Source organism: Pandoraea pneumonica (genome assembly GCF_049918595.1).
Classification (GTDB): domain Bacteria; phylum Pseudomonadota; class Gammaproteobacteria; order Burkholderiales; family Burkholderiaceae; genus Pandoraea; species Pandoraea pneumonica_A.
The window spans coordinates 67,372-87,239 of sequence record NZ_JBNCRZ010000001.1 but is presented as its reverse complement, the minus strand read 5'-3'; the positions used below and the strand labels follow the sequence as shown (position 1 = coordinate 87,239).

Sequence of the window (19,868 nt, the reverse complement as noted above, 5' to 3'; positions counted from 1 at the left end):
TTGCAGCGCACGTGTTAATGCTGCCTCAATCGACCGCCTTGACCATTTCTTCGACGACCTTCTTCGCGTCGCCGAACACCATCATCGTCTTGTCGAGATAGAACAACTCGTTATCCAGCCCAGCGTAACCGGCGGCCATCGAGCGCTTGTTCACGATGATCGTCTTGGCCTTGTAGGCTTCGAGAATCGGCATGCCCGCAATCGGCGATTGCGGATCGTTCTTCGCGGCCGGATTCACCACGTCGTTCGCGCCGAGCACCAGCACTACGTCGGTCTGACCGAATTCGCCGTTGATCTCGTCCATTTCCAACACTTGATCGTAGGGGACTTCGGCTTCGGCGAGCAGCACGTTCATGTGACCCGGCATACGGCCTGCGACCGGGTGAATGGCGTAGCGCACTTGCACGCCTTTCTCGGTGAGCTTGTCGGTCAGTTCCTTGAGTGCGTGCTGCGCGCGGGCAACCGCCAGACCGTAACCCGGCACGATCACGAGCGATTCGGCATTGCTCATGAGGAACGCGGCGTCGTCAGGCGAGCCGGACTTCACCGGACGTTGCTGCTGTTCACCACCCGCTGCCGCTGCACCCGGTTGCGCACCGAAGCCACCGAGAATCACGTTGAAGAACGAGCGATTCATGGCCTTGCACATAATGTACGACAGAATCGCGCCCGACGAACCGACCAGCGAACCGGCGATGATCAGCATCGGATTGTTCAACGAGAACCCGATACCTGCCGCCGCCCAACCCGAGTACGAGTTCAGCATCGACACCACCACCGGCATGTCGGCACCGCCAATCGGGATGATGATCAGCACGCCCAGCACGAAAGCAATCGCCGCCATCAGAATGAACGGCAGCCAGCTTTGCGACAGGAAGAAGATCACGCCGAAGCCGAGCATCGCAATCGCGAGCAGCAGGTTGATCGTGTGCTGGCCCGTGAACTGCACCGGCGCGCCTTGAAACAGGCGGAACTTGTACTTGCCCGAGAGCTTGCCGAAGGCGATGACCGACCCCGAGAACGTGATCGCGCCCACGAACGTGCCGATGAACAACTCGATACGGTTGCCCGGTGGCAGCAAGGTCTCTCCCGCAGGCACGATACCGAACGCTGCCGGTTCAGCGACCGCGGCGACAGCGATACACACCGCCGCCAGACCGATCAACGAGTGCATGGCTGCGACCAGTTCCGGCATCTTCGTCATCTCGACCTTGCGAGCGACGTAGGCACCGATACCGCCACCGACCACGAGGCCCGCGAGGATCAAGGCGAGGCCCGAGTAGTTACCGCCCGAGAGCCTGCGCAATTCGTAAATCAGTGCAATCGTGGTGACGGCCGCGATGGCCATGCCGATCATGCCGAACGCGTTGCCGCGCCGCGCCATCTTCGGATTCGACAGGCCCTTGAGTGCCTGAATGAAACAGACCGATGCGACCAAATAAAGCAGCGTGACGAGATTCATACTCATTGCTTGCTCTCCTCGGCTTTTACCGGCTTGTCTTTCTTCTTGAACATCTCGAGCATGCGTTGCGTCACGAGGAAGCCCCCGAACACGTTCACGGCAGCAAGCGCCACGGCAACAACGCCCATCGTCTTGCCCAGACCGCCTTCGGTCAGGCCAGCCGCGAGCATCGCGCCCACGATGACAATGGCGGAAATCGCGTTAGTCACCGCCATGAGTGGCGTGTGCAGCGCCGGTGTGACGTTCCACACCACGTGATAGCCGACGTACACCGCCAGCACGAAGATGATCAGATTGATCACCGTGTGATTGATCATTTCCATTCTTATGTCCCCCTTCTTATGCAGCGCGTAATACCTGACCGTCGCGGCACATCAGGCACGCGGCGACGATGTCGTCGTTGGTATCGATGACGAGCTTGTTTTCCTTGTCGATCACCAGCTTGAGGAAGTCGAGCACGTTGCGGGCATACAGCGCCGAGGCGTCCGCCGCGACCATGCCTGCCAAGTTCGTGTAACCCGCGATCGTCACGCCGTGCACTTTCACGATCTCGTCGGCCACCGACAGCGGGCAATTGCCGCCGCCGTTGGCACCACGCCCTGCGGCGAGGTCGATGATGACCGAGCCGGGCTTCATGGCCTTGACGGTGTCTTCGGCGATCAGCGTCGGCGCAGCGCGCCCCGGGATCAATGCGGTGGAGATAACGATGTCGGCTTGCGTGAGGCGCGTGTGTACCAGTTGCGACTGGCGCGCGAGCCATGCAGCAGGCATCGGACGGGCATAGCCGCCCACGCCCTTGGCGATCTCGCGTTCTTCGTCGGTTTCGAACGGCACGTCGATGAACTTTGCGCCGAGCGATTCGATCTGCTCGCGTACGGCCGGACGCACGTCCGACGCTTCAATGACCGCGCCCAGCCGCTTGGCCGTCGCAATGGCCTGCAAGCCAGCGACGCCAGCGCCCAGCACGACAAGGCGAGCCGCCTTCACCGTCCCGGCCGCCGTCATCAGCATCGGCATAAAGCGTTGATACAGGTTCGCAGCGAGCATCACCGCTTTATAGCCAGCGATGTTGGCCTGTGAGGAAAGCACGTCCATGCTCTGCGCCCGCGTGGTACGCGGCGCAGCTTCGAGCGCGAAGGCGGTGATGCCTGCGGCGGCCATGCGCGAGTTGTTCTCGGCATCGAACGGGTTGAGCATGCCCACGAGCACGCTGCTGCGCGGGATCTGCGCGAGTTCTTCGGGTGAGGGGGCGCGGACTTTGAGGACGAGTTCTGCCCCTAAAGCCTCGGCGGCGCTGCCAATCGCGGCGCCGGCGGCGACAAAAGCGGCGTCGGGTACGCTAGCTGCGTCTCCAGCGCCATGGGCAACTACGACTTGATGTCCTGACGCGACCAGCTTTTTGACCGTTTCTGGCGTGGCCGCCACACGGGTTTCGCCGGCAAGCGTCTCGGCGGGAATGCCGATTCTCATTGCGTCTCTCCTTGGGTTTGTGAACTGATCTCATCAACGGCCAAGGAGCCGCAGCCAGTGCTGCCGGGGAGCAAGGCGGCCGGGGCGGCGCCCCGCGCCGGCCATATCGCCACTGATGACATTAGTCCTGCAACAAACCACTGCGAACGAACTACTGCACAAACCGGTGAGGCGGTACTGCCACTGCACACTGCTGGTGCTCGAAGCTTACCCGAAGATGACAAACCCGCCTATTGCGCGAAACGGCATATGGATATTCAGGTTTGACGGGGTCTCGGGCGCCGCACGGCCGACCGACCGGTCGGTCGTCACGGGCGCTGGCGGGGGTGGCGTCGGTGCAACCCGGGGCGAGCTAGGGGCGCGGGGCGAGGGCCGAACCCCCGTCTTCAGCGCCAAACACCGCCAGACGGTAAAATGTCGCTTTTATCGGGGTAACGTCCCGCGACCTGTGAGGATGCGCCATGGATGTGCGCTGGAAGCCCAACGTGACGGTCGCGGCGGTTGTCGAGCGCGACGGCCGCTTTCTCTTCGTTGAAGAACAGAAAAGCGCGGGCCTGTTGATCAACCAACCGGCGGGGCATCTCGACCACGGCGAGTCGATCCTCGACGCCGTGCGGCGCGAAGTGCTCGAAGAGACGGCCTACGTCTTCACACCGCGGCACCTGCTCGGCATCTATCTGGCACCAGGCCCGGACGACATCACCTACCTGCGGTTTGCCTTCACCGGCGAGTTGGGGGAGCACGACGCCTCGCGCACGCTCGACGAGGGCATCGTGGGCACCGTCTGGCTCACACCTGACGAGGTGCGCGCCCAGCGCGCGCGCCACCGCTCGCCGCTGTTGGAACGGTGCGTGGACGATTACCTGCGGGGCGTACGATACGACCTCGCCATACTTCAGATCCATCCGGGCGTGCCCGGAGGGCAGGGCAACACATGAGTCAAAAACGCGTAGTGGTTGGCATGTCGGGCGGCGTCGATTCGTCGGTCACGGCATGGCTGCTCAAACAACAGGGTTACGACGTCGTCGGCCTGTTCATGAAGAACTGGGAAGACGATGACGACAGCGAATACTGCTCGACCCGGCAAGACTGGATCGACGTGGTGTCGGTTGCCGATTTGATCGGCATCGACGTCGAAGCCGTGAACTTCGCTGCCGAATACAAGGACCGCGTGTTCGCGGAATTCCTGCGCGAATACTCGGCGGGCCGCACGCCCAACCCGGACGTGTTGTGCAATGCCGAAATCAAGTTCAAAGCGTTCCTCGATCACGCCATCGCGTTGGGCGGCGAGACGATCGCTACCGGGCACTACGCCCGTGTTCGCGAGCGCGAAGGCCGCTTCGAATTGCTCAAGGCGGTCGATCACACGAAAGACCAGAGCTACTTCCTGCATCGCCTGAACCAGCACCAGCTCTCGCGCACGATGTTCCCGCTGGGCGAGATGCCCAAGACGAAGGTGCGCGAGATCGCGGCCCAGATTGGCCTGCCGAACGCGAAGAAGAAAGACTCCACGGGCATCTGCTTTATCGGCGAGCGCCCGTTCCGCGACTTCCTGAATCGCTATCTGCCGACGAAGCCGGGCCCGATGAAGACGCCCGACGGCGCGGTCGTGGGCGAGCACGTCGGCCTCGCGTTCTACACGCTCGGCCAGCGCAAGGGCATCGGTCTGGGCGGCAGCCGCGACGGCTCGGGCGAACCGTGGTTCGTCGCGCGCAAGGACATGGCGAACAACACGCTGTATGTCGTGCAAGGTCATGACCATCCGTGGCTGCTCTCGGGCACGCTCAATGCCGAAGACGTTTCGTGGGTGGCTGGCGAGGCGCCGACGCAAGGCCTGCGCTGCGGCGCCAAGACTCGCTATCGTCAAGCGGACGCTGCCTGCGAAGTGGTGCAGGCGAGCGGCGACGCGCTGACCCTGTCGTTCAGCGAGCCGCAATGGGCCGTGACACCGGGTCAATCGGCTGTGCTCTACGACGGCGACATCTGTCTGGGTGGCGGCATCATTGCGTCGACGACGGAGATCGATCCGTCAGATGTGCGCGCGAGCGGCAACGCATCGAATGCGTCGAACGCCGCGAATCAAACGATCCTCAATACGCATTAAAGCCGCCGGCGCTCGCCGGGGGGACACCCGGCAGCGTGCCGGCGTGTGTCCCCCCCAAAGCAAGGAGGTTTCATGTTTTCGCGCCGATTCCTGGCACTGTGGCTGGCTGTCGTGTTGCTCGTCGCAACGCTTGCGTTAGTGCTGTTCGACGGCTGGCATCCGCTCTGGCCGTTGCCGTTCGCGGCGTTAGTGGCGCTCGGGGCATGGGACGTGGTGCAGCAACGCCACGCGGTGTTGCGCAACTACCCGCTGTGGGGCCACTTCCGATTCCTGTTCGAATTTATTCGTCCAGAAATTCGCCAGTACTTCGTGGAAGACGACACCTCCGAGACGCCGTTCTCTCGCGCCCAGCGAAGCATCGTCTATCAGCGCGCAAAGGGGGACGTCGATAGCCGACCGTTCGGCACCGAGATCGACGTGAAGGCCACAGGCTACGAATGGATCGCCCATTCGCTCGCGCCCACCGTGCTCGATACGCACGACTTTCGCATCACTATCGGGCCGGACCGCGCGCAGCCGTATTCGGCGTCGATCTTCAATATTTCGGCGATGAGTTTCGGCGCGTTATCGGCCAATGCCATCCGCTCGCTCAATCGCGGCGCCAAGCTCGGCAACTTCATCCATGACACCGGCGAGGGATCGATCTCGCCGCATCACCGCGAGCAAGGCGGCGATCTGATCTGGGAAGTGGCGTCGGGCTACTTCGGGTGCCGCAACGACGACGGTACGTTCAACGCCGAGAAATTCACCGCGCAGGCCACCACGCCGCAAGTGAAGATGATCGAGGTGAAGCTCTCGCAAGGCGCGAAACCCGGTCACGGCGGCGTGCTGCCAGCCGCGAAGATCACACCCGAAATTTCCGCAACGCGCGGTGTGCCGATGGGGCAGGACTGTATCTCGCCGTCGCGCCATAGCGAGTTCTCTACGCCGTTGGGCCTGCTGCAATTCGTCGAGCGCCTGCGCAACTTGTCGGGCGGCAAGCCGACCGGTTTCAAGTTGTGTATCGGGCATCCGTGGGAATTCTTCGGCATTGTGAAAGCCATGCTCGAGAGCGGCATCCTGCCCGACTTCATCGTCGTGGACGGCTCGGAAGGCGGTACCGGTGCCGCCCCGTTGGAATTCACCGACCACGTGGGTGCGCCGCTTCAGGAAGGGCTGCTGCTCGTGCACAACACGCTTGTGGGAGCGGGGTTGCGCGACAAGATTCGTATCGGCGCGTCGGGCAAGATCGTGACGGCGTTCGACATTGCCCGCACGCTGGCGATCGGGGCCGATTGGTGCAATTCGGCGCGAGGCTTCATGTTTGCCATCGGGTGCATCCAATCGCAGAAGTGCCACACCGACCGCTGCCCGACCGGGGTCGCGACGCAAGACCCGCTGCGCCAGCGCGCGCTCGTGGTGCCCGATAAGGCGGAGCGTGTGCACCAGTTCCACGAACACACCTTGCACGCATTGCAAGAACTGATTCAAGCAGCGGGGCTGGCACATCCGTCGGACCTGCGCGCGCACCACATCGTCAAGCGCGTGTCGTCCAACGAGATTCGCTTGATGTCGGAGTCGCTGAAGTATCTTGAGCCGGGCGACCTGCTGCGCGGGCAATTCCGCTATCAGCTTTACGAGAAGTATTGGCCGATGGCGCGCGCCGATAGTTTTTCTCCGGCGCCAGTGGCGTGAGCAAAACCGCAAAACATCGGTAGATGAAAAAACGACAACCCGGCGCGCAAACGCCGGGTTTTTTCATGTTTTCGACAAACGGCGTGCAATCGCGATAACGCAGCGGCGACACCACTCACTTTAAGGTCTCTACCGGATGACATTCACAAGCGCACCCGCCTATCTTGCGGAGACTGACTTTGTCATCCCGCCCTGAACTTCCGTACAGGAGGCCCTATGAGTACGGTGCGATTTCTCATCAGCCACCACGACACCAATCTGAAAGTGAACGGTCTCGTGCAAGCTTTGCCCGCCGGTAGCATGACGGCCACCAGTTCCGACGCCGTCACCGATTCCCCAGATCGAACGACAGCCCACGACTTTCACGTGTGCGATTTGCAGGCGCTGTATCCCGATGTTGTCGACCTGCTCGACCGGCGCCCGCTCGGCGTCTTTCATCGACAAGCGGCGCGCACGTTACTGCTAGAACCCAGCATGCTCGATGTGGCGGTCGCGTTGCAGAACATCGATCGCATGGCGATGCTGCGTTTCTTCTACGTCTATTGCTTGTGCCGCGATCAGCGATATTTCTCCGCGATGCTGCGGCAGTCCATCGCGGGCAGCCATTCCTTGTTCGACTTTGTCGAAGCCAACTTCCACAAACCGTGGCCCGTGGGGCGCTTAGCCGACGAGTTCGGCATGCCGCTTCGCAAATTCCGCTATCTCTTCCAGCAAACCTACGGCATGCCCGCCAAGCAATGGCTGCTTGAGCGGCGTCTGCGACTTGCGCGCGACTTGCTGTTGTCCACACGGCACAAGGTGCTCGATATCGCGCTCGAGTGCGGCTTCACGAATCATGCGCATTTCACCGATACCTTCCGCAAACGCTTCGATTGCGCGCCGACCGAAATCCGGCTGGGTGCGCCGCCGTTGCGCGGTGGGCAGCGCGTGGCGATGACTCGCGCGGACGCTTACGCGGCGATGCGCGCGGATCTCGTGGCGGGGCATGGCGCACTGGCAGATGGGGAACTGGCGTGAACGTCGAGGAAATCAACAGCCAGTTCGGCGAGACGTCGCGCCGGGTGTCGGAGCAAGCGATGCAGAGTTTGCGTACGCGCAAGCTCGACAATCCAGCGGAACTGATTGCCGTTCAATTCGAGTTACAGCAGGCCACGACGATGTTTGGCCTGCATAGCGCGATCATCAAGCTCATCAAAGACACGTTGATGGGCATCATCGCCAAAATCGCATGATGTCCGGTGCTAGTGAAATCGCCTCGGCGCAGCCAACCGGCATCCCACACGGTGCCGGTCGATGGCTGGACGCGTCGATCCGGCAGGCGGTCGTAGAACTGGCGTTCGCCGGAGCGTGCCACGGGATGACGTCTGAAGCCCGCGTCATTCTCGAAGCCTTGCCGCAACTTGTCGACGATGCCGTCACGCGACACTGGCTTGATGCCGCGTTGCTGCTCGCGCTGGGTGACACCGGCGCAGCGCGCAACGCGCTTACCGAGGGTGACGCAGTCGCCGATGCCGACGATATCGATGCTTCGGATCCAGCCAAGTTGCAAGTGCTGCATCGATGGCTGGCCGCCGCGCAGGCCATACCCGCGAGCGCGAACGATGCCTCGCGCGACATTCCCACTTCTCTCTCCCGAATCTCCCGATCATGAGTGTCGATTCGATCCACGATGGCGTGCAGCGGATCTCCGCTGTGCGTCAGCCGACGGCTACGCCAACCCTCGCTGACGAAAGCGACTCGGCGCATTTTGCCGACGTACTGGCACACGCTACGCCGTTGCCCGAGCATCACTTGCTCAGTGCAGCCGGCAAGCTCGCCGAAAACACCAACCACTTAACGACGCGCGCGACGCTCGACGGCCGCACCATCGACGACCCGCAACACCTGCTTCAGGCACAGCGCGAGCTGACCGAGCGCGTGCTGTCGCTCGAACTCGTCGCGAAGGTTGCCGGTGCCACCACGCAGGGCGTGAATAAACTCGTCCACATGCAATGAAGCGGGTATCGATGCATAAATGCGCCACGGTGCTGGCGCTCGCCGTGCTGATGTCTGGGTGCAAAGAAGACCTGCATCGTGCGTTGGCGGAAACCGAAGCCAACCAAATGCTCGCGTTGCTGCTCATCTCCGGGGTGGACGCCGATAAGCGCGCCGAGACGACGGGCGCGACGGTACGCGTGGCGCGAAGCGATTTTGTGCGCGCGGTGGAAGTGTTGCGTCAGCATGGTTTGCCGCGCGAGAAGCGCGCTTCCGTGGAGGATGTCTTCCCGCCCGGACAGTTGGTCAGTTCGCCAGTGCAGGAGCAGGCGAAGCTCGTCTACCTGAAAGAGCAGCGTCTTGAGCGCATGCTCGCGGCGCTCGACGGCGTGATGGTCGCCGAAGTCTCGATCGCACAAGTCCCCATCGATTCCGCCGGGCGAGCCACGTTGCCGCCCGGTGTTGCCGTCTTCGTGAAGTACAGCCCGGAGATCAACATGGCGAAGCGGATGACGGATATCCGCAGTCTGATTCACGACAGCGTGCCCGGGGTGGCACCCGAGCGTATCAGCGTGGTGATGCAACCGGCCGACTATCGCTTGCCGCGCACCGTGCCGTCTCCCAGCGGTACACGGGGTGAAAACGTCACCGAGGGTACCGACGCAACAGGCCGGGGCACATCGGTCTGGCGATGGCTCTCGGGTGCTGCGGCAACGCTTGCTTTGACGGCTGCGGCGGTATTGGGGCTGCGCATGCGTGCGAAGGGACAGCGCGTCCGGGGGGCGTGATGACAAGCTCGCCGCGTGCCCTCGCAACGCCCACTGCGCTCACACAACTTGCGCGACTGATTTGGCAGCCCGGGCGCTACATGGACGAGCGCTGGTGGCGGAAGTTCGACATGTCGGCGTTGCAGTACGTCTACCAGCATCGCCTCGCAACACGTGCGGCAATTGACCGGCAATTGAACGCGCGTCGCGGTTGGCCGAATGACCTGAGTGAACTAGGCACCGAGCTGTCGTTGAGCGATACGGCGTGTGCCACGCTGCGCCTCGTCCCGAACGTGCGCCGCGTGGCGCTGGCGTACGGACTGCACGTTATGGGATGTCCCGACTATTTGCTGTTCGGCGACTATCGCCGCGTCCTTGTCCCTTGGCTCGATGCCTGGCAATGCGACCGTCTGCTGCTCGCGCGTCGCGACTGGCCGACGCCCGGGACCGTTCCGCCTGAGAAGCTTGTCGACACGGCCCTCGCCACAACGGTCGCATGCCTTGACGAGACACCGGTGAATGCATCCCCGGACGTTGCCGTCGCGCACCGTGCGATGCGCGTTTTGTTGCCGCCAAGCGATTCGTCCACGCATCCCGATCTGGCACCGGCGCCTGACGTGTGGTCGCGGCTGGTGGCGTTGGAGAAGATGTTATGTATGTCGTCGACTATCCCTTGACGTCGATCGAACGGATCGACGGCCCGGTCCCCTCGGGCAATGTCATCCCGCGCAAGACGCTCGATCTAATGCGCGATCAATCCCGATATCGTGAGCAGTGGCTGGTGGAAGCACAGGCCTGCCTCGACGCTGCGCGTGCAGAGAGCGAGCGCATGCGGGCCGAGAGCGAAGCGATGCGTAGGGCACTGCTCGACGACGCGCGCGCGCAGGCGGAGCAGCATGCCACGAAGCGCGCGGAGGAAGCGCGGCGCGTTGCGGTGGCTCAGACGATCGATTGGCTGATCGACGAGGCGTCCATGGAGCGCGAGACCGTGCGGTCTCTGGAGCGGCGCATTGCCGACGCGCTGACTGGCGCGCTGTCGAACTTCGTCGCTACGCTCGACGTCGGCGAGCGTTTCGCGCATCGCGTTGCCAACACATTGCCTTCTCTCGTACGCGAAGGGGCGTTGTTGTTACATGTGCCGCCAGCGCACCACGAGTCGGTGGCGAGCGCGCTCAGGCATGCGGGTATCGTGCTCGCCTGCCAACCCGATCCTGCGCTTAGCGGTCATCAGGCACGTTTGACAAGCGAATGGGTGACGCTTTGCCTGGATCTCGACGCCGATCTCGCGGTGGTCATCGAGCGATTACGTGTGGTGCCGAGCCTGGAGGTGGCCTATGGTTGATCGTGTTCAGAACCCCGGACAGGCCAGACCTGCCGCCGCTGGCGAGAACCGCGCACTCGAGAATATTCTCGACGACGAAATGCTCGAACTCGAAGGCGAGTTAACCGATGTCGGGCGTGGCGCGGTGCGTCGACCCGCGCCCAACACCACCGGCGGTTACGTCGCGATGATCGAAGCGGCCATCGCCCACGACGACGATGCCGCACTCGCCGAGTCGCAGGAAAATCTCAGCCTTGCGCTGGGCGTGCGTTTTCGGCGTCCGGGGAGGGCTGACCCCCGTGACGATAAAGCCCGCGCCCGTGCGTTGCTGGAGCAACAGACGCGCCTGCTTTCACGCGTCAATCGCGCGCAACTCGACGCGTTGCGCCAGCAACTGCGCGACTTACCTCACGCGCCCGATCCGGCTGAACTGGTTCGCCGCGCGGGCTTGTCTGCCGGTCATGCCGCGCTGGTCGTCGCCGCGTGGCTTGCCGACGACAAATTGCGCCCCGGGATGCGCGCCCGTTTGCAGCGCTTGCTCGGTGAGCTGACCTCCGGCGACGACTGGGCCATCGAAGCCTTCGCCGTGCTGGAGTGCGGGAGCCCCGATCCGGCTTTGCTCCAGCAACTCAAAACGCTCTATCGGCAAGCGCATGGCCAGCAACGCTCGCTCGTGCAGTGGTTCGACGAGTGCCGCCGGTTCGGGCAACGGCGCGCGCGTTTGCGGGCGCTGCTACAGGCACTGGGATTGGAATTGGGGGCGCAGAACGCCGACGCCGACACAGCGCATCTGGCTGGCGTGATCGACGATCTGCGACGCGTGGTGCTCTTTCTCACGCTGGAGTCGACCTGCGAACAATCGGCAGCGGCCATGCGCACGGCGGGATATTGGACGTGCGAGACCGACACCATGATTGTCGAGATGCTCACGCTGCTCGATCAACCGTGGGCCGGTGCCGAATGGTTTGCGCAACGCGCGTCGTACCTGGGGATGGTGTCGCCAGAAACACACTATGCATTCGCGCGGGAACTCACTTTGCTGGTGAAGTCGGCGCATGACGGTTGTTTTCGCGACGAAACGCAACGCGACGCGCTGAACGAGGCACTCGACACGTGGCGCACGAGTCTCGCTCAGGACGATCTGTAATGGCGCGTCAGCACCGCGCGCGAGGTTCGCCGATTAGGCGCGCAAGTGTTCGCGGCACAGTTTGATGCGGTCGTAGAAATCGGTGAGCGCTTGCGCGAAAGGCTCCGGCTCGGCGGACGCGTCTTCGTTCACCAGCGCGTGAAGCACGAGCCGATTGTCTTGTGCGCGCAGTTGCACGTGGCCGGTGATGGCCCATTCGGCAGGCTCGATCAGTAATTGGAGAAGACGCTCGCTGTTGGCGCGATGCAGCCGCGCGGACTCGTCGGTGGCGACGATCGAATGAATGCCGCAGGTCTGATTTTCCAGCGTTTCCACGATGATGCTTGGCGAGGCGTTGAACGTCAGTTCGATGGGCGAGTGATTGTCGACGGTGTGGATCTTGCCCGGATCGCAGCCGATCAGCTTGAGCGCGTCTACAAGGGTCTGCGCGAGGTCGTGACGTGGCATGGTGTACGTGCTCTTAAAAGTTGACGGTAGTGTGTGACTTCGAGGGGTTCGCACGCGCACGATGCGTCGCGCGCGAAGGCCGCGGTGCCGAATGGTCACACGACGAAATGCCGCCGACTTTCGTTACGTGATCATGGTTGTCGCTTCCCGGCGCAACCGTACGAAGCGCCAAAGCGTTGTGCCAGCCGCCTCAGTATCTCGATCGCCGCGTCGAGCGCATCGGCTTGAACTCGCGCTTGGCGGTACGACGCCAGCGGGAGCGGCGATTGAAATACGTCTTCGAGCGCTCGCCGGGCACATTCGAGTTGCGTCAGCCGGACAGTCGCGGTGTCGAACGGCGATTCGGCCAGTTGGTCTTCAATCTGCGTCAGACGTATCGTCATAAGTCGACTCCGGTGTCAGTGGCAAATAGAACAGCCGCTCATGCGCAGCGATCGACACGCCGTCCGCCGCAACGGCAACGATGTGCGTACCACCGGCCAGTCTCGCGCCGCTCATGAGGCGTGTGCCGTCGGTGAGCGTAATGTGAGGCGCGTTGGGTGATCCGCCAATACTCGCCAGCGGTGCAGGCAGGCCAGTCTCGGCAAGCGTTGGAACGCGTACTGGCAACGGCTCAATGCGTAAGCGCAACGTGCGAGACGCGTCGTTCCAGGTGTCGGCGAGCGACTGCAACGCGGCTTCACGACGCGGCGTCAGCGCGCCGGTGAGCCGCCACCCGTCGCGCTCGCGCGTGATGTTGATGCCGCGCAACTGGCCCGAGTCTTTCAGGAGTTGCACGACGGTATCGAAGCCGTCGGCGTCGTCGTTGTCGACGCGCCAACCGCGAGGCAGACCGAGCCCATCGAGGGCGTCCGACGTGGCCCGCCAACGCGCGTCCGCCACGAAACGCCCGCTGATCACAACCTCTCCGCCGGGATCGACACCGACGTAGGCCGAGCCATAGCCATATAACCGGAGCAGCGTTTGCACGGACTGCGTCAGATCGGCGGGGCACCATGAGTCGTCGCGGACAACTCTGCCCAATCGGCGAGCTTCGGCTCGCAACATGGCGCGTGCGTCTTCGGGGACGCAACCGCCGGAGAATTGCACGGCGTTCTCCGAAATAGCCACCGACACGCCGGGCGCAATGCGCGCGGCCAACACCTTCAACGTGTCGGTATCGGCCGGGGGCGTGATGACGTTGGCTGCACCGGGACGCCAGATCATGGCACCCGCGGCGATGACGGCCAGCGAAGTGAGGGTTGCGGCCAACCACGTCATCGTTCGACGGCGCGTCGGTCGCCACCAGCGCACTTGTCTAGTCGTTCGCGCGTGCATGGGTGCGGATGCGCTGGACCGTGGGTCGACTGGCACGACGCGCGGCGGTCGCCGAGGCAGCGGTACGGGCAATTCGCCATCGGTACGGCTTAGCCAGATGCCAAGCCCAGCCAGATCGATCACCGTCCCGAGTGGCAGCGTTGGCGCGGCAAAGCCGTCCTGCACCATCCCTGCGTGCAAATCGAGCGGTGCACCGTCGAGCCAAACGGCTGCGGGCGTCATCAGACGCGCGCCTTCCTCCCCAACATGCAACGTAACGGTGACACCGTCTTCCAGTGCCATCGCAATGTCGGAGTCCTCGGCGCCTAGCGAGAACTCGCCCGGTGGCAAGGGCAAGGAGCGCCCGGCGAGCAGGCCGTCGAGCAGGGTGAGCGTGTACATCGTCGTCATGCCTTGGGTTCGCCGGTCGTCGGCTCGGCCTTGATCAGGAACAGCCGGACGACGCTCTCGCTGCGGTTCGTGGTCGAACTGAACAAACGCCCGAGAAACGGAATATCGCCGAGCAGCGGGATCTTGCTTTCCTGCTCGTGCTGGGTGTCCTGAACGAAGCCGCCAAGCAGCAGGCTTTGCCCCGCTTGCAGTGTCGCCTGCGTGGAGATGGCGGAGTTGCGAATCGACGGCACGTCATTGCGCGCATCACGCGGGCTGCGGACTTCCCCTCCGTCTTCGATATTGAGCGTGAGCATCACTTGCTCGCGCCCACCCGCTTCATCGGGCACCAGTCGCGGCGTGACGCGCAGCAGCGAACCAGAAGTCACGCTCTCGAGCTTGGCCACTTTCTCCCCGGTGACCTTCGTATAGAACGTCACGCTGCGATCGAGCACCGCTTGCATGTTGTCGAGCGTGACGATGGAAGGGCGCGAGAGCACGCGCGCTTTCGAATTTCGCTCAAGCGCAGAGAGGTTGACCATGAACTTGTTGGTGTCGCCGACCACCGCTGAAAACGTGCCCTGATCGTTCCCGCCACCGTCCTCGCGAAGCCGTCCGCTATTCAAACTCAGGCTGCCGAAGCCACCGAGTCGGGCACTTCCGGCGATATCGACACCCAGCTCGGCAATGTCGCTGGCATTCACATCGATGATGGCCACCGAGATGTCGACGAGGCGGGGGCGGACGTCCAACTGCGTGATGAGGTCGGCGTAGAGCGGTAGATTGCGCCGCCGCTCGCGTACCACGACGGCATTGCGGCGCGCATCGGCGGAGAAGCGCGGTGTGTTGGCGCGCGGCGGACTTTGCGCCACATCGGTGGTGGCCCCGGCGACGGGGACGAGCGGGCCGGCGCCGAGAATCAGATCCTGCAATACGCTGACGACGCCCGGCACGACGACTTCCTGTCCGCGATAAGAGTACCTAGTGTCGGCCGCCGTCGCGAATTTAAGGGGAAAAATCTCGATGGTCTCTTCGCTCTCTTGCTGATCGCGCGCGTCGCGCTCCAGATGTTCGGCAAGCATCGTCACGGTTTCGAGGCATGCGGGCACACCTGCGATCTCCAGCGCACGAGCGGCAGGAATGGCCCGTGCGACGCAGTGCTGCGGGTGAAGCACCCCGGCACTGCGCAAATGCGAAAGCAGATCGTCCGGCGACGCATAGCGCAGCGATGTGATCTGCCGCGCCGCTTCGCTGGCCTTATAGATGTGCAGCGTCTGGCCGTTGAAATACCACGAAAGCCGATAACGTTCGGATAACGCGTCTAGCGTCGCCTGGGGTGAACCGGGAGGCAGCGTGCCGACGAAGCGATCGGTCACCAACGCACTGACAAGCGTCGGCACCCGGTGATGGGCGCCGAAGTCTCGCAGCAACTCCGCGAGCGGGGTGCCGGCACTTTGGAACAGAAACGGGCCGCCCTGCCAGGCGGGCGCGGGAGGCTTTCTTGGCAAGGCGGCTGTTGTCGAGGACGCCGTTGCCTCGGGGCGTAAGTGAGTTGCCGCAGCTAACGCGGACGGTGGGAGCACGGTCAATAGGGGCAGCAGCACAGCGGCGTGTGTGACAAAAGGAAGCGAACGATGGGGCCACATGATCATGAGCGGCGCAGTGCGCGAAGACGTTGGCTCGCTTGCCCGGCGTCCGGCAGGGCGCCGGGGTGGGCGTCGGGATGGAGATCGGGCTCGGGTTTGGGCGCAACGAGTTGGCAGGCGAGCATCTGCCGGCGCAGTTGCGATTCGACGCAGGCCGGGCGCTCGTGGTGGGCGAAGCGATGCACCCACCAAATCTCGTCGTGAGCGATGCACAAACTGTCATCGCGCAGTTCCGGCTGGGCCGCGATGACCAGTGCGAGCCGTGTGAGCCAACGCGGCGGCGGGGTGTCGTTGGTTGGCGTGATGGCGCGTGGACGGTGTAGTGGCGATACGGGGACGGCAATCGCCACGCAGTACCCGGCATCCACCGTGCAGACCCAGCCACGATGGCCGTCAAGGTCGATTTGGTGACGTGCACCTAGCGCATCGCGCGGGGTAATCCAGTCGAGAGCGGCGAGCGCGAAGGGCAAACGCATACGTGGAGGAGAGTGTCGGAAGTGAGGGTGGAACACACAAGACGGCCCGTGAAACGACACAAAGCACGCGCCCATGGATGTTGGTCGATGCATTCGCCGGGCGCGGTCATTTCCTGGAGAAATGCGACCAAAGCCTGCACGATCCGCTGGCGATGCGGCGCAATTGCGCGCAGCGAACGGGGACAATTCGAGTGAGTGGCCGACGCGCGCAAAGACCGGAATTGTGGCGTGACCGATGGCGTGAGTCATCCGGCGCAGACCTGATTTAACGACGCGCCATGCCACTAAGGGGAATTCGCCCTATGTCCTGTCGCGCGAGAGATACGGGAGAAGGCCCGAGAATCGTTTCGCTAATTCGGATACCAAAATTATGGTCAAAAATCGGTATATCCATAAATCGCAAATGTCCAGGAGTCGGGAATGACGGGATGCACAGGCGTAATCGTTGTAGAGGATCACGAGTTGCTGGCGGACGGGATGTGCCGGCTCGTCGAGGAGGATCTCAAGTGGCGTGTGCTGGCCAGGGTGGGCAACGGGCTCGACGTCTACCGTGCGTGTCAGGTGCATCGTCCCGATCTGATCATGCTCGATCTTGGGCTGCCGGGCATGGACGGCGTCGATGTCATTCGGCAGTGCTGTCAGCGCTGGCTCGGCTTGCGGGTGTTGGTCCATTCGGCGAGCGACGACGGCGAGCGAGCGCGACAGGCACTCGGTGCGGGCGCGGTGGCGTATGTCCTCAAAAGCAGCGCGCGCGACACACTGATTCAGGCGGCCCGTCAGGTGATGGCCGGACGCCGCTTCATCGATCCGGCGGTGTTCGGTGTGTTGCGATCGCCAACGAAGCCGTCGACCTCGTCGTGCGCCTGCGACAACGACACCCCCGAACGCCTGCTCACGTTGCGCGAGCGTCAAGTGCTCAAACTCGTCGCCGAGGGCCAGCGCAATCGCGACATCGCGGCGCTCCTATCGATCAGCATCAAAACGGTGGAAACGCACCGCCTCAACATGATGCGAAAACTCGATGCGCACAACGTGGCCGACATCGTGAACTGGGCACACCGGCTGCGCATGATGTTGTAACGACCGGGAGGCGTCGCGCACTGCGCCGAAGTTCAGGTCTGCGCCGGATGGTCGCGCAATCGTGCCCGGGAGACTATCGCCGTGACTTTCCCTCTCCCACTCTCCGACCATCTGGCCGGTCTCCGGCGCCCGCCGCATGCACGCTTCCCCAATCGATCTCCAGACGCAACGCAAACTCGAACAGTTTTTCGAACTGCTGGCGTTGCCTGCGCGCGCTATCGAACCGCGCATGCGCATCGTCCTCGCCCCGTGCTATCTGATGATCGAAGCAGGGGCCACGGGCGTGACGTTCGTGCTGACATTGATCGACCGAGCGGTTCGCGCGGAGCGCTGGCTGCCGTTGTTGCTACAAACCTGCGCGCCTGAATGGAGCCGGGGCATTCCGGTGAAGGCCTGCGTCGCGAAAGGGCGTCCCATGCTGATTGCGACGCCGCCTGCGGCGTCTCGCATGCAGGCAAGTGACTGGCTGCACTGTCTGGCGCGCATGCGGCAACTGCTCGAGCGTATCGACCGTGAACAGCAGCGGGAGCCGCAGGCATGACGCGCTTGATGTCGTGGCTCAGCGCGGCGGCCGGGCGGCAGGATATCGTGCTCGCGGCGCTGTTGCTCGTCACCGTACTGATGATCATCATCCCGATGCCGCCCTCGGTGATGGACATGCTCATCGCTCTCAATCTCGCGGTGTCGTTACTGCTCCTGATGGTGGCGCTGTACGTCAACGAGCCGCTCGACTTCTCCGTTTTCCCCTCTGTATTGCTGATGACCACACTGTTCCGGCTCGGGCTGACGATCAGCACGAGCCGGTTGATTCTGCTGCGTGCCGATGCCGGGGACATCGTCTACACGTTTGGCGACTTTGCGGCGGGCGGCAACATCGTGGTGGGGATGATCGTGTTTCTGATCATCACTGTCGTGAACTTCATCGTGATTACCAAGGGGTCCGAGCGCGTGGCGGAAGTGGGGGCGCGCTTTTCGCTCGACGGCATGCCCGGCAAGCAGATGAGTATCGATGGCGATCTTCGCGCAGGCACCATCGACGCCATCGAAGCAGGGCGCCTGCGCCGGGTAGTACAGAAGGAAAGCCAGTTCTATGGCGCGATGGACGGCGCGATGAAGTTCGTCAAGGGCGATGCAATTGCTGGACTCGTCATCATCGTCGTCAACTTGCTCGGCGGGATCGGTGTCGGCGTGTTCATGCACGGCATGAGTGCGAGCGAAGCGGGTTCGCTTTACGCCATCTTGTCTATCGGAGACGGTCTGGTTTCGCAGATTCCGGCGCTGCTAATTTCCGTGACGGCGGGCATTATCGTGACGCGCGTGCCCGGCGAACAGCGCCACAACCTTGCGCGTGAATTGACGGATCAACTCGCGGCGCAGCCGCAGTCGTTGATGGTGGCGGCGGTCGTTCTCGTGCTGTTCGGTCTGATTCCCGGTTTCCCGATGCACTACTTCGTGCTGCTGGCGGCGATGTCGGGCACAGCCGCATGGTGGGTGCGACGCCGGGCGCGAGAAGGTGGTGTGGCCGCGCACGGCACCAGCGCCGACGGTGTATCGGGCGCGGCGAATGCTGGCCGTCCCGGTGCGCAGCCGCTGCAAGTGCGCGTGGGGAGTGCGTTGGCAAGCGCATCGGGCGGGGCGAGTGCGCTAAGCGAGAAGATCGATGCACTGCGTGATCGAAAATTCGAACAGTTCGGCGTGCCGATGCCGGAAGTCTGTTTGGTGATCGACACGACGTTGGCCCCCGAGATGCTGGATATTCAGCTGTATCACGAGAGCGTGCTCACCCTCGCTATGGCACCGGGCATGGCGCTCGCGCAGTTCGATGGTGAACGCACCGCGGTGGCCCTGCGCGATCTCGTCACCGATGTGTTGCCGCAAACGCCAGTGCCGTTTGGTGGCCACCTCCTTTACTGGCTCGACGATGCACAGCGCGATCTTTGGCGAGAGCGCGGCGGTGCAGCGCTTGAAGGCGCAGACCGGGTGGCGCAGTGCGTGTCGTTGGTGATCGATGCGCATGCAGCCGACTTCCTCGGTGTGCAGGAGACGCGCTTCCTGATGGACGCCATGGAAGACCGATACGGGGAGCTGGTGAAGGAGTTGCAACGGCAATTGCCGATCAACCGCACCGCGGAAGTGTTGCAACGGCTGGTCGCGGAAGGCATTTCGATTCGTGACTTGCGACGGGTATTCGAGGCGCTGATCGAATGGGCGCCACGCGAGCGTGATCAGATCATGCTCACGGAGTATGTGCGGCTTGGCCTGCGGCGCCACATCACACGCCGCTTTCGGCATGGCAACGCGCAGATCGCGGGTTGGAATGTCGGACAGGGCATTGAAGACGCGGTGCGCGCCGCGATTCGGCAAACGTCGTCGGGTTCCTACGCCGATTTGAACCCCGAGCAAACGGAAGCGATTCTCTGCGCGATCGACGACATGCTGGCTGTGCACGACGGGACCCCGGCTGTGTTGTTCACCGCGATGGACGTGCGCCGCTTTGTGCGAAAGCTGGTGGAGCGCGAACGGGCCGATCTGGCGGTGCTGTCGTTTCAAGAAGTGTCTGACGAGCCACAAGTGCGCGTACTCGGGACGATCGACTTGCAGGGGGCGTACTGAC

22 protein-coding genes are annotated in these 19,868 nt (G+C 63.2%); 14 read left to right on the top strand and 8 right to left on the bottom strand.

The features are described from left to right. Positions 1-25: 25 nt before the first annotated feature. Genes ACPWR9_RS00455 through ACPWR9_RS00445 form a run of 3 tightly spaced genes read right to left on the bottom strand, consistent with a single transcriptional unit; the run spans position 26 to position 2,932 of the window. Positions 26-1,468 carry an NAD(P)(+) transhydrogenase (Re/Si-specific) subunit beta gene (locus ACPWR9_RS00455; RefSeq protein WP_426312254.1) on the bottom strand — a complete coding sequence of 481 codons (1,443 nt, stop codon included), beginning with the start codon at positions 1,466-1,468 and terminating at the stop codon, positions 26-28. Then, complete coding sequence (locus ACPWR9_RS00450) at positions 1,465-1,785, bottom strand: NAD(P) transhydrogenase subunit alpha (protein WP_426312252.1); 321 nt, start codon at positions 1,783-1,785, stop codon at positions 1,465-1,467. The genes ACPWR9_RS00455 and ACPWR9_RS00450 overlap by 4 nt, the downstream gene beginning before the upstream one ends. A 16-nt stretch (positions 1,786-1,801) precedes the next feature. Continuing rightward, on the bottom strand, positions 1,802-2,932 hold the full coding sequence (locus ACPWR9_RS00445; RefSeq protein ID WP_426312250.1) for a Re/Si-specific NAD(P)(+) transhydrogenase subunit alpha: 1,131 nt from the start codon (positions 2,930-2,932) through the stop codon (positions 1,802-1,804). A 461-nt stretch (positions 2,933-3,393) separates the two neighbouring features. On the opposite strand from ACPWR9_RS00445, the gene ACPWR9_RS00440 reads away from it, so the two are divergent. From ACPWR9_RS00440 to ACPWR9_RS00390, 11 genes are all read left to right on the top strand, one after another. Then, positions 3,394-3,870 (top strand): NUDIX hydrolase, encoded by a 477-nt coding sequence (locus tag ACPWR9_RS00440; RefSeq protein WP_426312247.1) that lies wholly within the window; start codon positions 3,394-3,396, stop codon positions 3,868-3,870. After that, the gene (mnmA, locus tag ACPWR9_RS00435; RefSeq protein WP_426312245.1) at positions 3,867-5,036 is read left to right on the top strand and encodes a tRNA 2-thiouridine(34) synthase MnmA; all 1,170 of its coding nucleotides are present in this window, start codon (positions 3,867-3,869) and stop codon (positions 5,034-5,036) included. Before ACPWR9_RS00440 ends, mnmA begins: the two co-directional genes overlap by 4 nt. 72 nt (positions 5,037-5,108) lie before the next feature. Then, positions 5,109-6,710 (top strand): FMN-binding glutamate synthase family protein, encoded by a 1,602-nt coding sequence (locus ACPWR9_RS00430; protein WP_426312242.1) that lies wholly within the window; start codon positions 5,109-5,111, stop codon positions 6,708-6,710. Positions 6,711-6,926: 216 nt separating this feature from the next. Next, positions 6,927-7,727 (top strand): helix-turn-helix transcriptional regulator, encoded by an 801-nt coding sequence (locus ACPWR9_RS00425; protein WP_426312240.1) that lies wholly within the window; start codon positions 6,927-6,929, stop codon positions 7,725-7,727. Next, positions 7,724-7,942 (top strand): type III secretion system needle filament subunit SctF, encoded by a 219-nt coding sequence (gene sctF / locus ACPWR9_RS00420; RefSeq protein ID WP_426312239.1) that lies wholly within the window; start codon positions 7,724-7,726, stop codon positions 7,940-7,942. Before ACPWR9_RS00425 ends, sctF begins: the two co-directional genes overlap by 4 nt. Continuing rightward, positions 7,939-8,361, top strand: coding sequence for a DUF1039 domain-containing protein (locus tag ACPWR9_RS00415; protein WP_426312236.1), 423 nt, complete (start codon positions 7,939-7,941; stop codon positions 8,359-8,361). The genes sctF and ACPWR9_RS00415 overlap by 4 nt, the downstream gene beginning before the upstream one ends. Further along, positions 8,358-8,705, top strand: coding sequence for a type III secretion system inner rod subunit SctI (gene sctI / locus ACPWR9_RS00410; protein ID WP_426312234.1), 348 nt, complete (start codon positions 8,358-8,360; stop codon positions 8,703-8,705). The genes ACPWR9_RS00415 and sctI overlap by 4 nt, the downstream gene beginning before the upstream one ends. Before the next feature lie 11 nt (positions 8,706-8,716). Next, positions 8,717-9,472: a type III secretion system inner membrane ring lipoprotein SctJ gene (sctJ, locus tag ACPWR9_RS00405; RefSeq protein WP_426312231.1), complete on the top strand. Its 756-nt coding sequence runs from the start codon at positions 8,717-8,719 to the stop codon at positions 9,470-9,472. Continuing rightward, positions 9,472-10,128 (top strand): type III secretion system domain-containing protein, encoded by a 657-nt coding sequence (locus ACPWR9_RS00400; RefSeq protein ID WP_426312229.1) that lies wholly within the window; start codon positions 9,472-9,474, stop codon positions 10,126-10,128. The genes sctJ and ACPWR9_RS00400 overlap by 1 nt, the downstream gene beginning before the upstream one ends. Continuing rightward, positions 10,104-10,793: a hypothetical protein gene (locus ACPWR9_RS00395; RefSeq protein ID WP_426312228.1), complete on the top strand. Its 690-nt coding sequence runs from the start codon at positions 10,104-10,106 to the stop codon at positions 10,791-10,793. Before ACPWR9_RS00400 ends, ACPWR9_RS00395 begins: the two co-directional genes overlap by 25 nt. Beyond that, on the top strand, positions 10,786-11,919 hold the full coding sequence (locus tag ACPWR9_RS00390; protein ID WP_426312225.1) for a TyeA family type III secretion system gatekeeper subunit: 1,134 nt from the start codon (positions 10,786-10,788) through the stop codon (positions 11,917-11,919). Before ACPWR9_RS00395 ends, ACPWR9_RS00390 begins: the two co-directional genes overlap by 8 nt. Before the next feature lie 33 nt (positions 11,920-11,952). Here the strand turns inward: ACPWR9_RS00390 and ACPWR9_RS00385 are convergent, their stop codons facing one another. From ACPWR9_RS00385 to ACPWR9_RS00365, 5 genes are all read right to left on the bottom strand, one after another. Further along, positions 11,953-12,366 (bottom strand): hypothetical protein, encoded by a 414-nt coding sequence (locus tag ACPWR9_RS00385; protein WP_426312223.1) that lies wholly within the window; start codon positions 12,364-12,366, stop codon positions 11,953-11,955. A gap of 131 nt (positions 12,367-12,497) precedes the next feature. After that, on the bottom strand, positions 12,498-12,749 hold the full coding sequence (locus tag ACPWR9_RS00380) for an EscE/YscE/SsaE family type III secretion system needle protein co-chaperone (protein ID WP_426312221.1): 252 nt from the start codon (positions 12,747-12,749) through the stop codon (positions 12,498-12,500). Continuing rightward, positions 12,724-14,073 carry a type III secretion system inner membrane ring subunit SctD gene (gene sctD / locus ACPWR9_RS00375; protein ID WP_426312220.1) on the bottom strand — a complete coding sequence of 450 codons (1,350 nt, stop codon included), beginning with the start codon at positions 14,071-14,073 and terminating at the stop codon, positions 12,724-12,726. The genes ACPWR9_RS00380 and sctD overlap by 26 nt, the downstream gene beginning before the upstream one ends. Next, positions 14,070-15,560, bottom strand: a complete 1,491-nt coding sequence (locus ACPWR9_RS00370) for an EscC/YscC/HrcC family type III secretion system outer membrane ring protein (RefSeq protein WP_426312218.1) — start codon at positions 15,558-15,560, stop codon at positions 14,070-14,072. The genes sctD and ACPWR9_RS00370 overlap by 4 nt, the downstream gene beginning before the upstream one ends. A 140-nt stretch (positions 15,561-15,700) precedes the next feature. Beyond that, a complete protein-coding gene (locus tag ACPWR9_RS00365) occupies positions 15,701-16,174 on the bottom strand; it encodes a hypothetical protein (RefSeq protein ID WP_426312216.1) in 474 nt (157 codons plus the stop codon). A 420-nt stretch (positions 16,175-16,594) separates the two neighbouring features. Here ACPWR9_RS00365 and ACPWR9_RS00360 point away from each other — a divergent pair, with 420 nt between their 5' ends. The 3 genes from ACPWR9_RS00360 to sctV all read left to right on the top strand — a co-directional run bounded on the left by ACPWR9_RS00360 (position 16,595) and on the right by sctV (position 19,867). Next, the gene (locus ACPWR9_RS00360; RefSeq protein WP_426312214.1) at positions 16,595-17,254 is read left to right on the top strand and encodes a two component system response regulator; all 660 of its coding nucleotides are present in this window, start codon (positions 16,595-16,597) and stop codon (positions 17,252-17,254) included. Between the two features lie 136 nt (positions 17,255-17,390). Then, entirely contained in the window at positions 17,391-17,795 is a 405-nt protein-coding gene (locus ACPWR9_RS00355; protein ID WP_426312212.1) for a hypothetical protein, read from the top strand. Next, positions 17,792-19,867 carry a type III secretion system export apparatus subunit SctV gene (sctV, locus tag ACPWR9_RS00350; protein WP_426312210.1) on the top strand — a complete coding sequence of 692 codons (2,076 nt, stop codon included), beginning with the start codon at positions 17,792-17,794 and terminating at the stop codon, positions 19,865-19,867. Before ACPWR9_RS00355 ends, sctV begins: the two co-directional genes overlap by 4 nt. The last annotated feature ends 1 nt before the right edge of the window (position 19,868 follow it).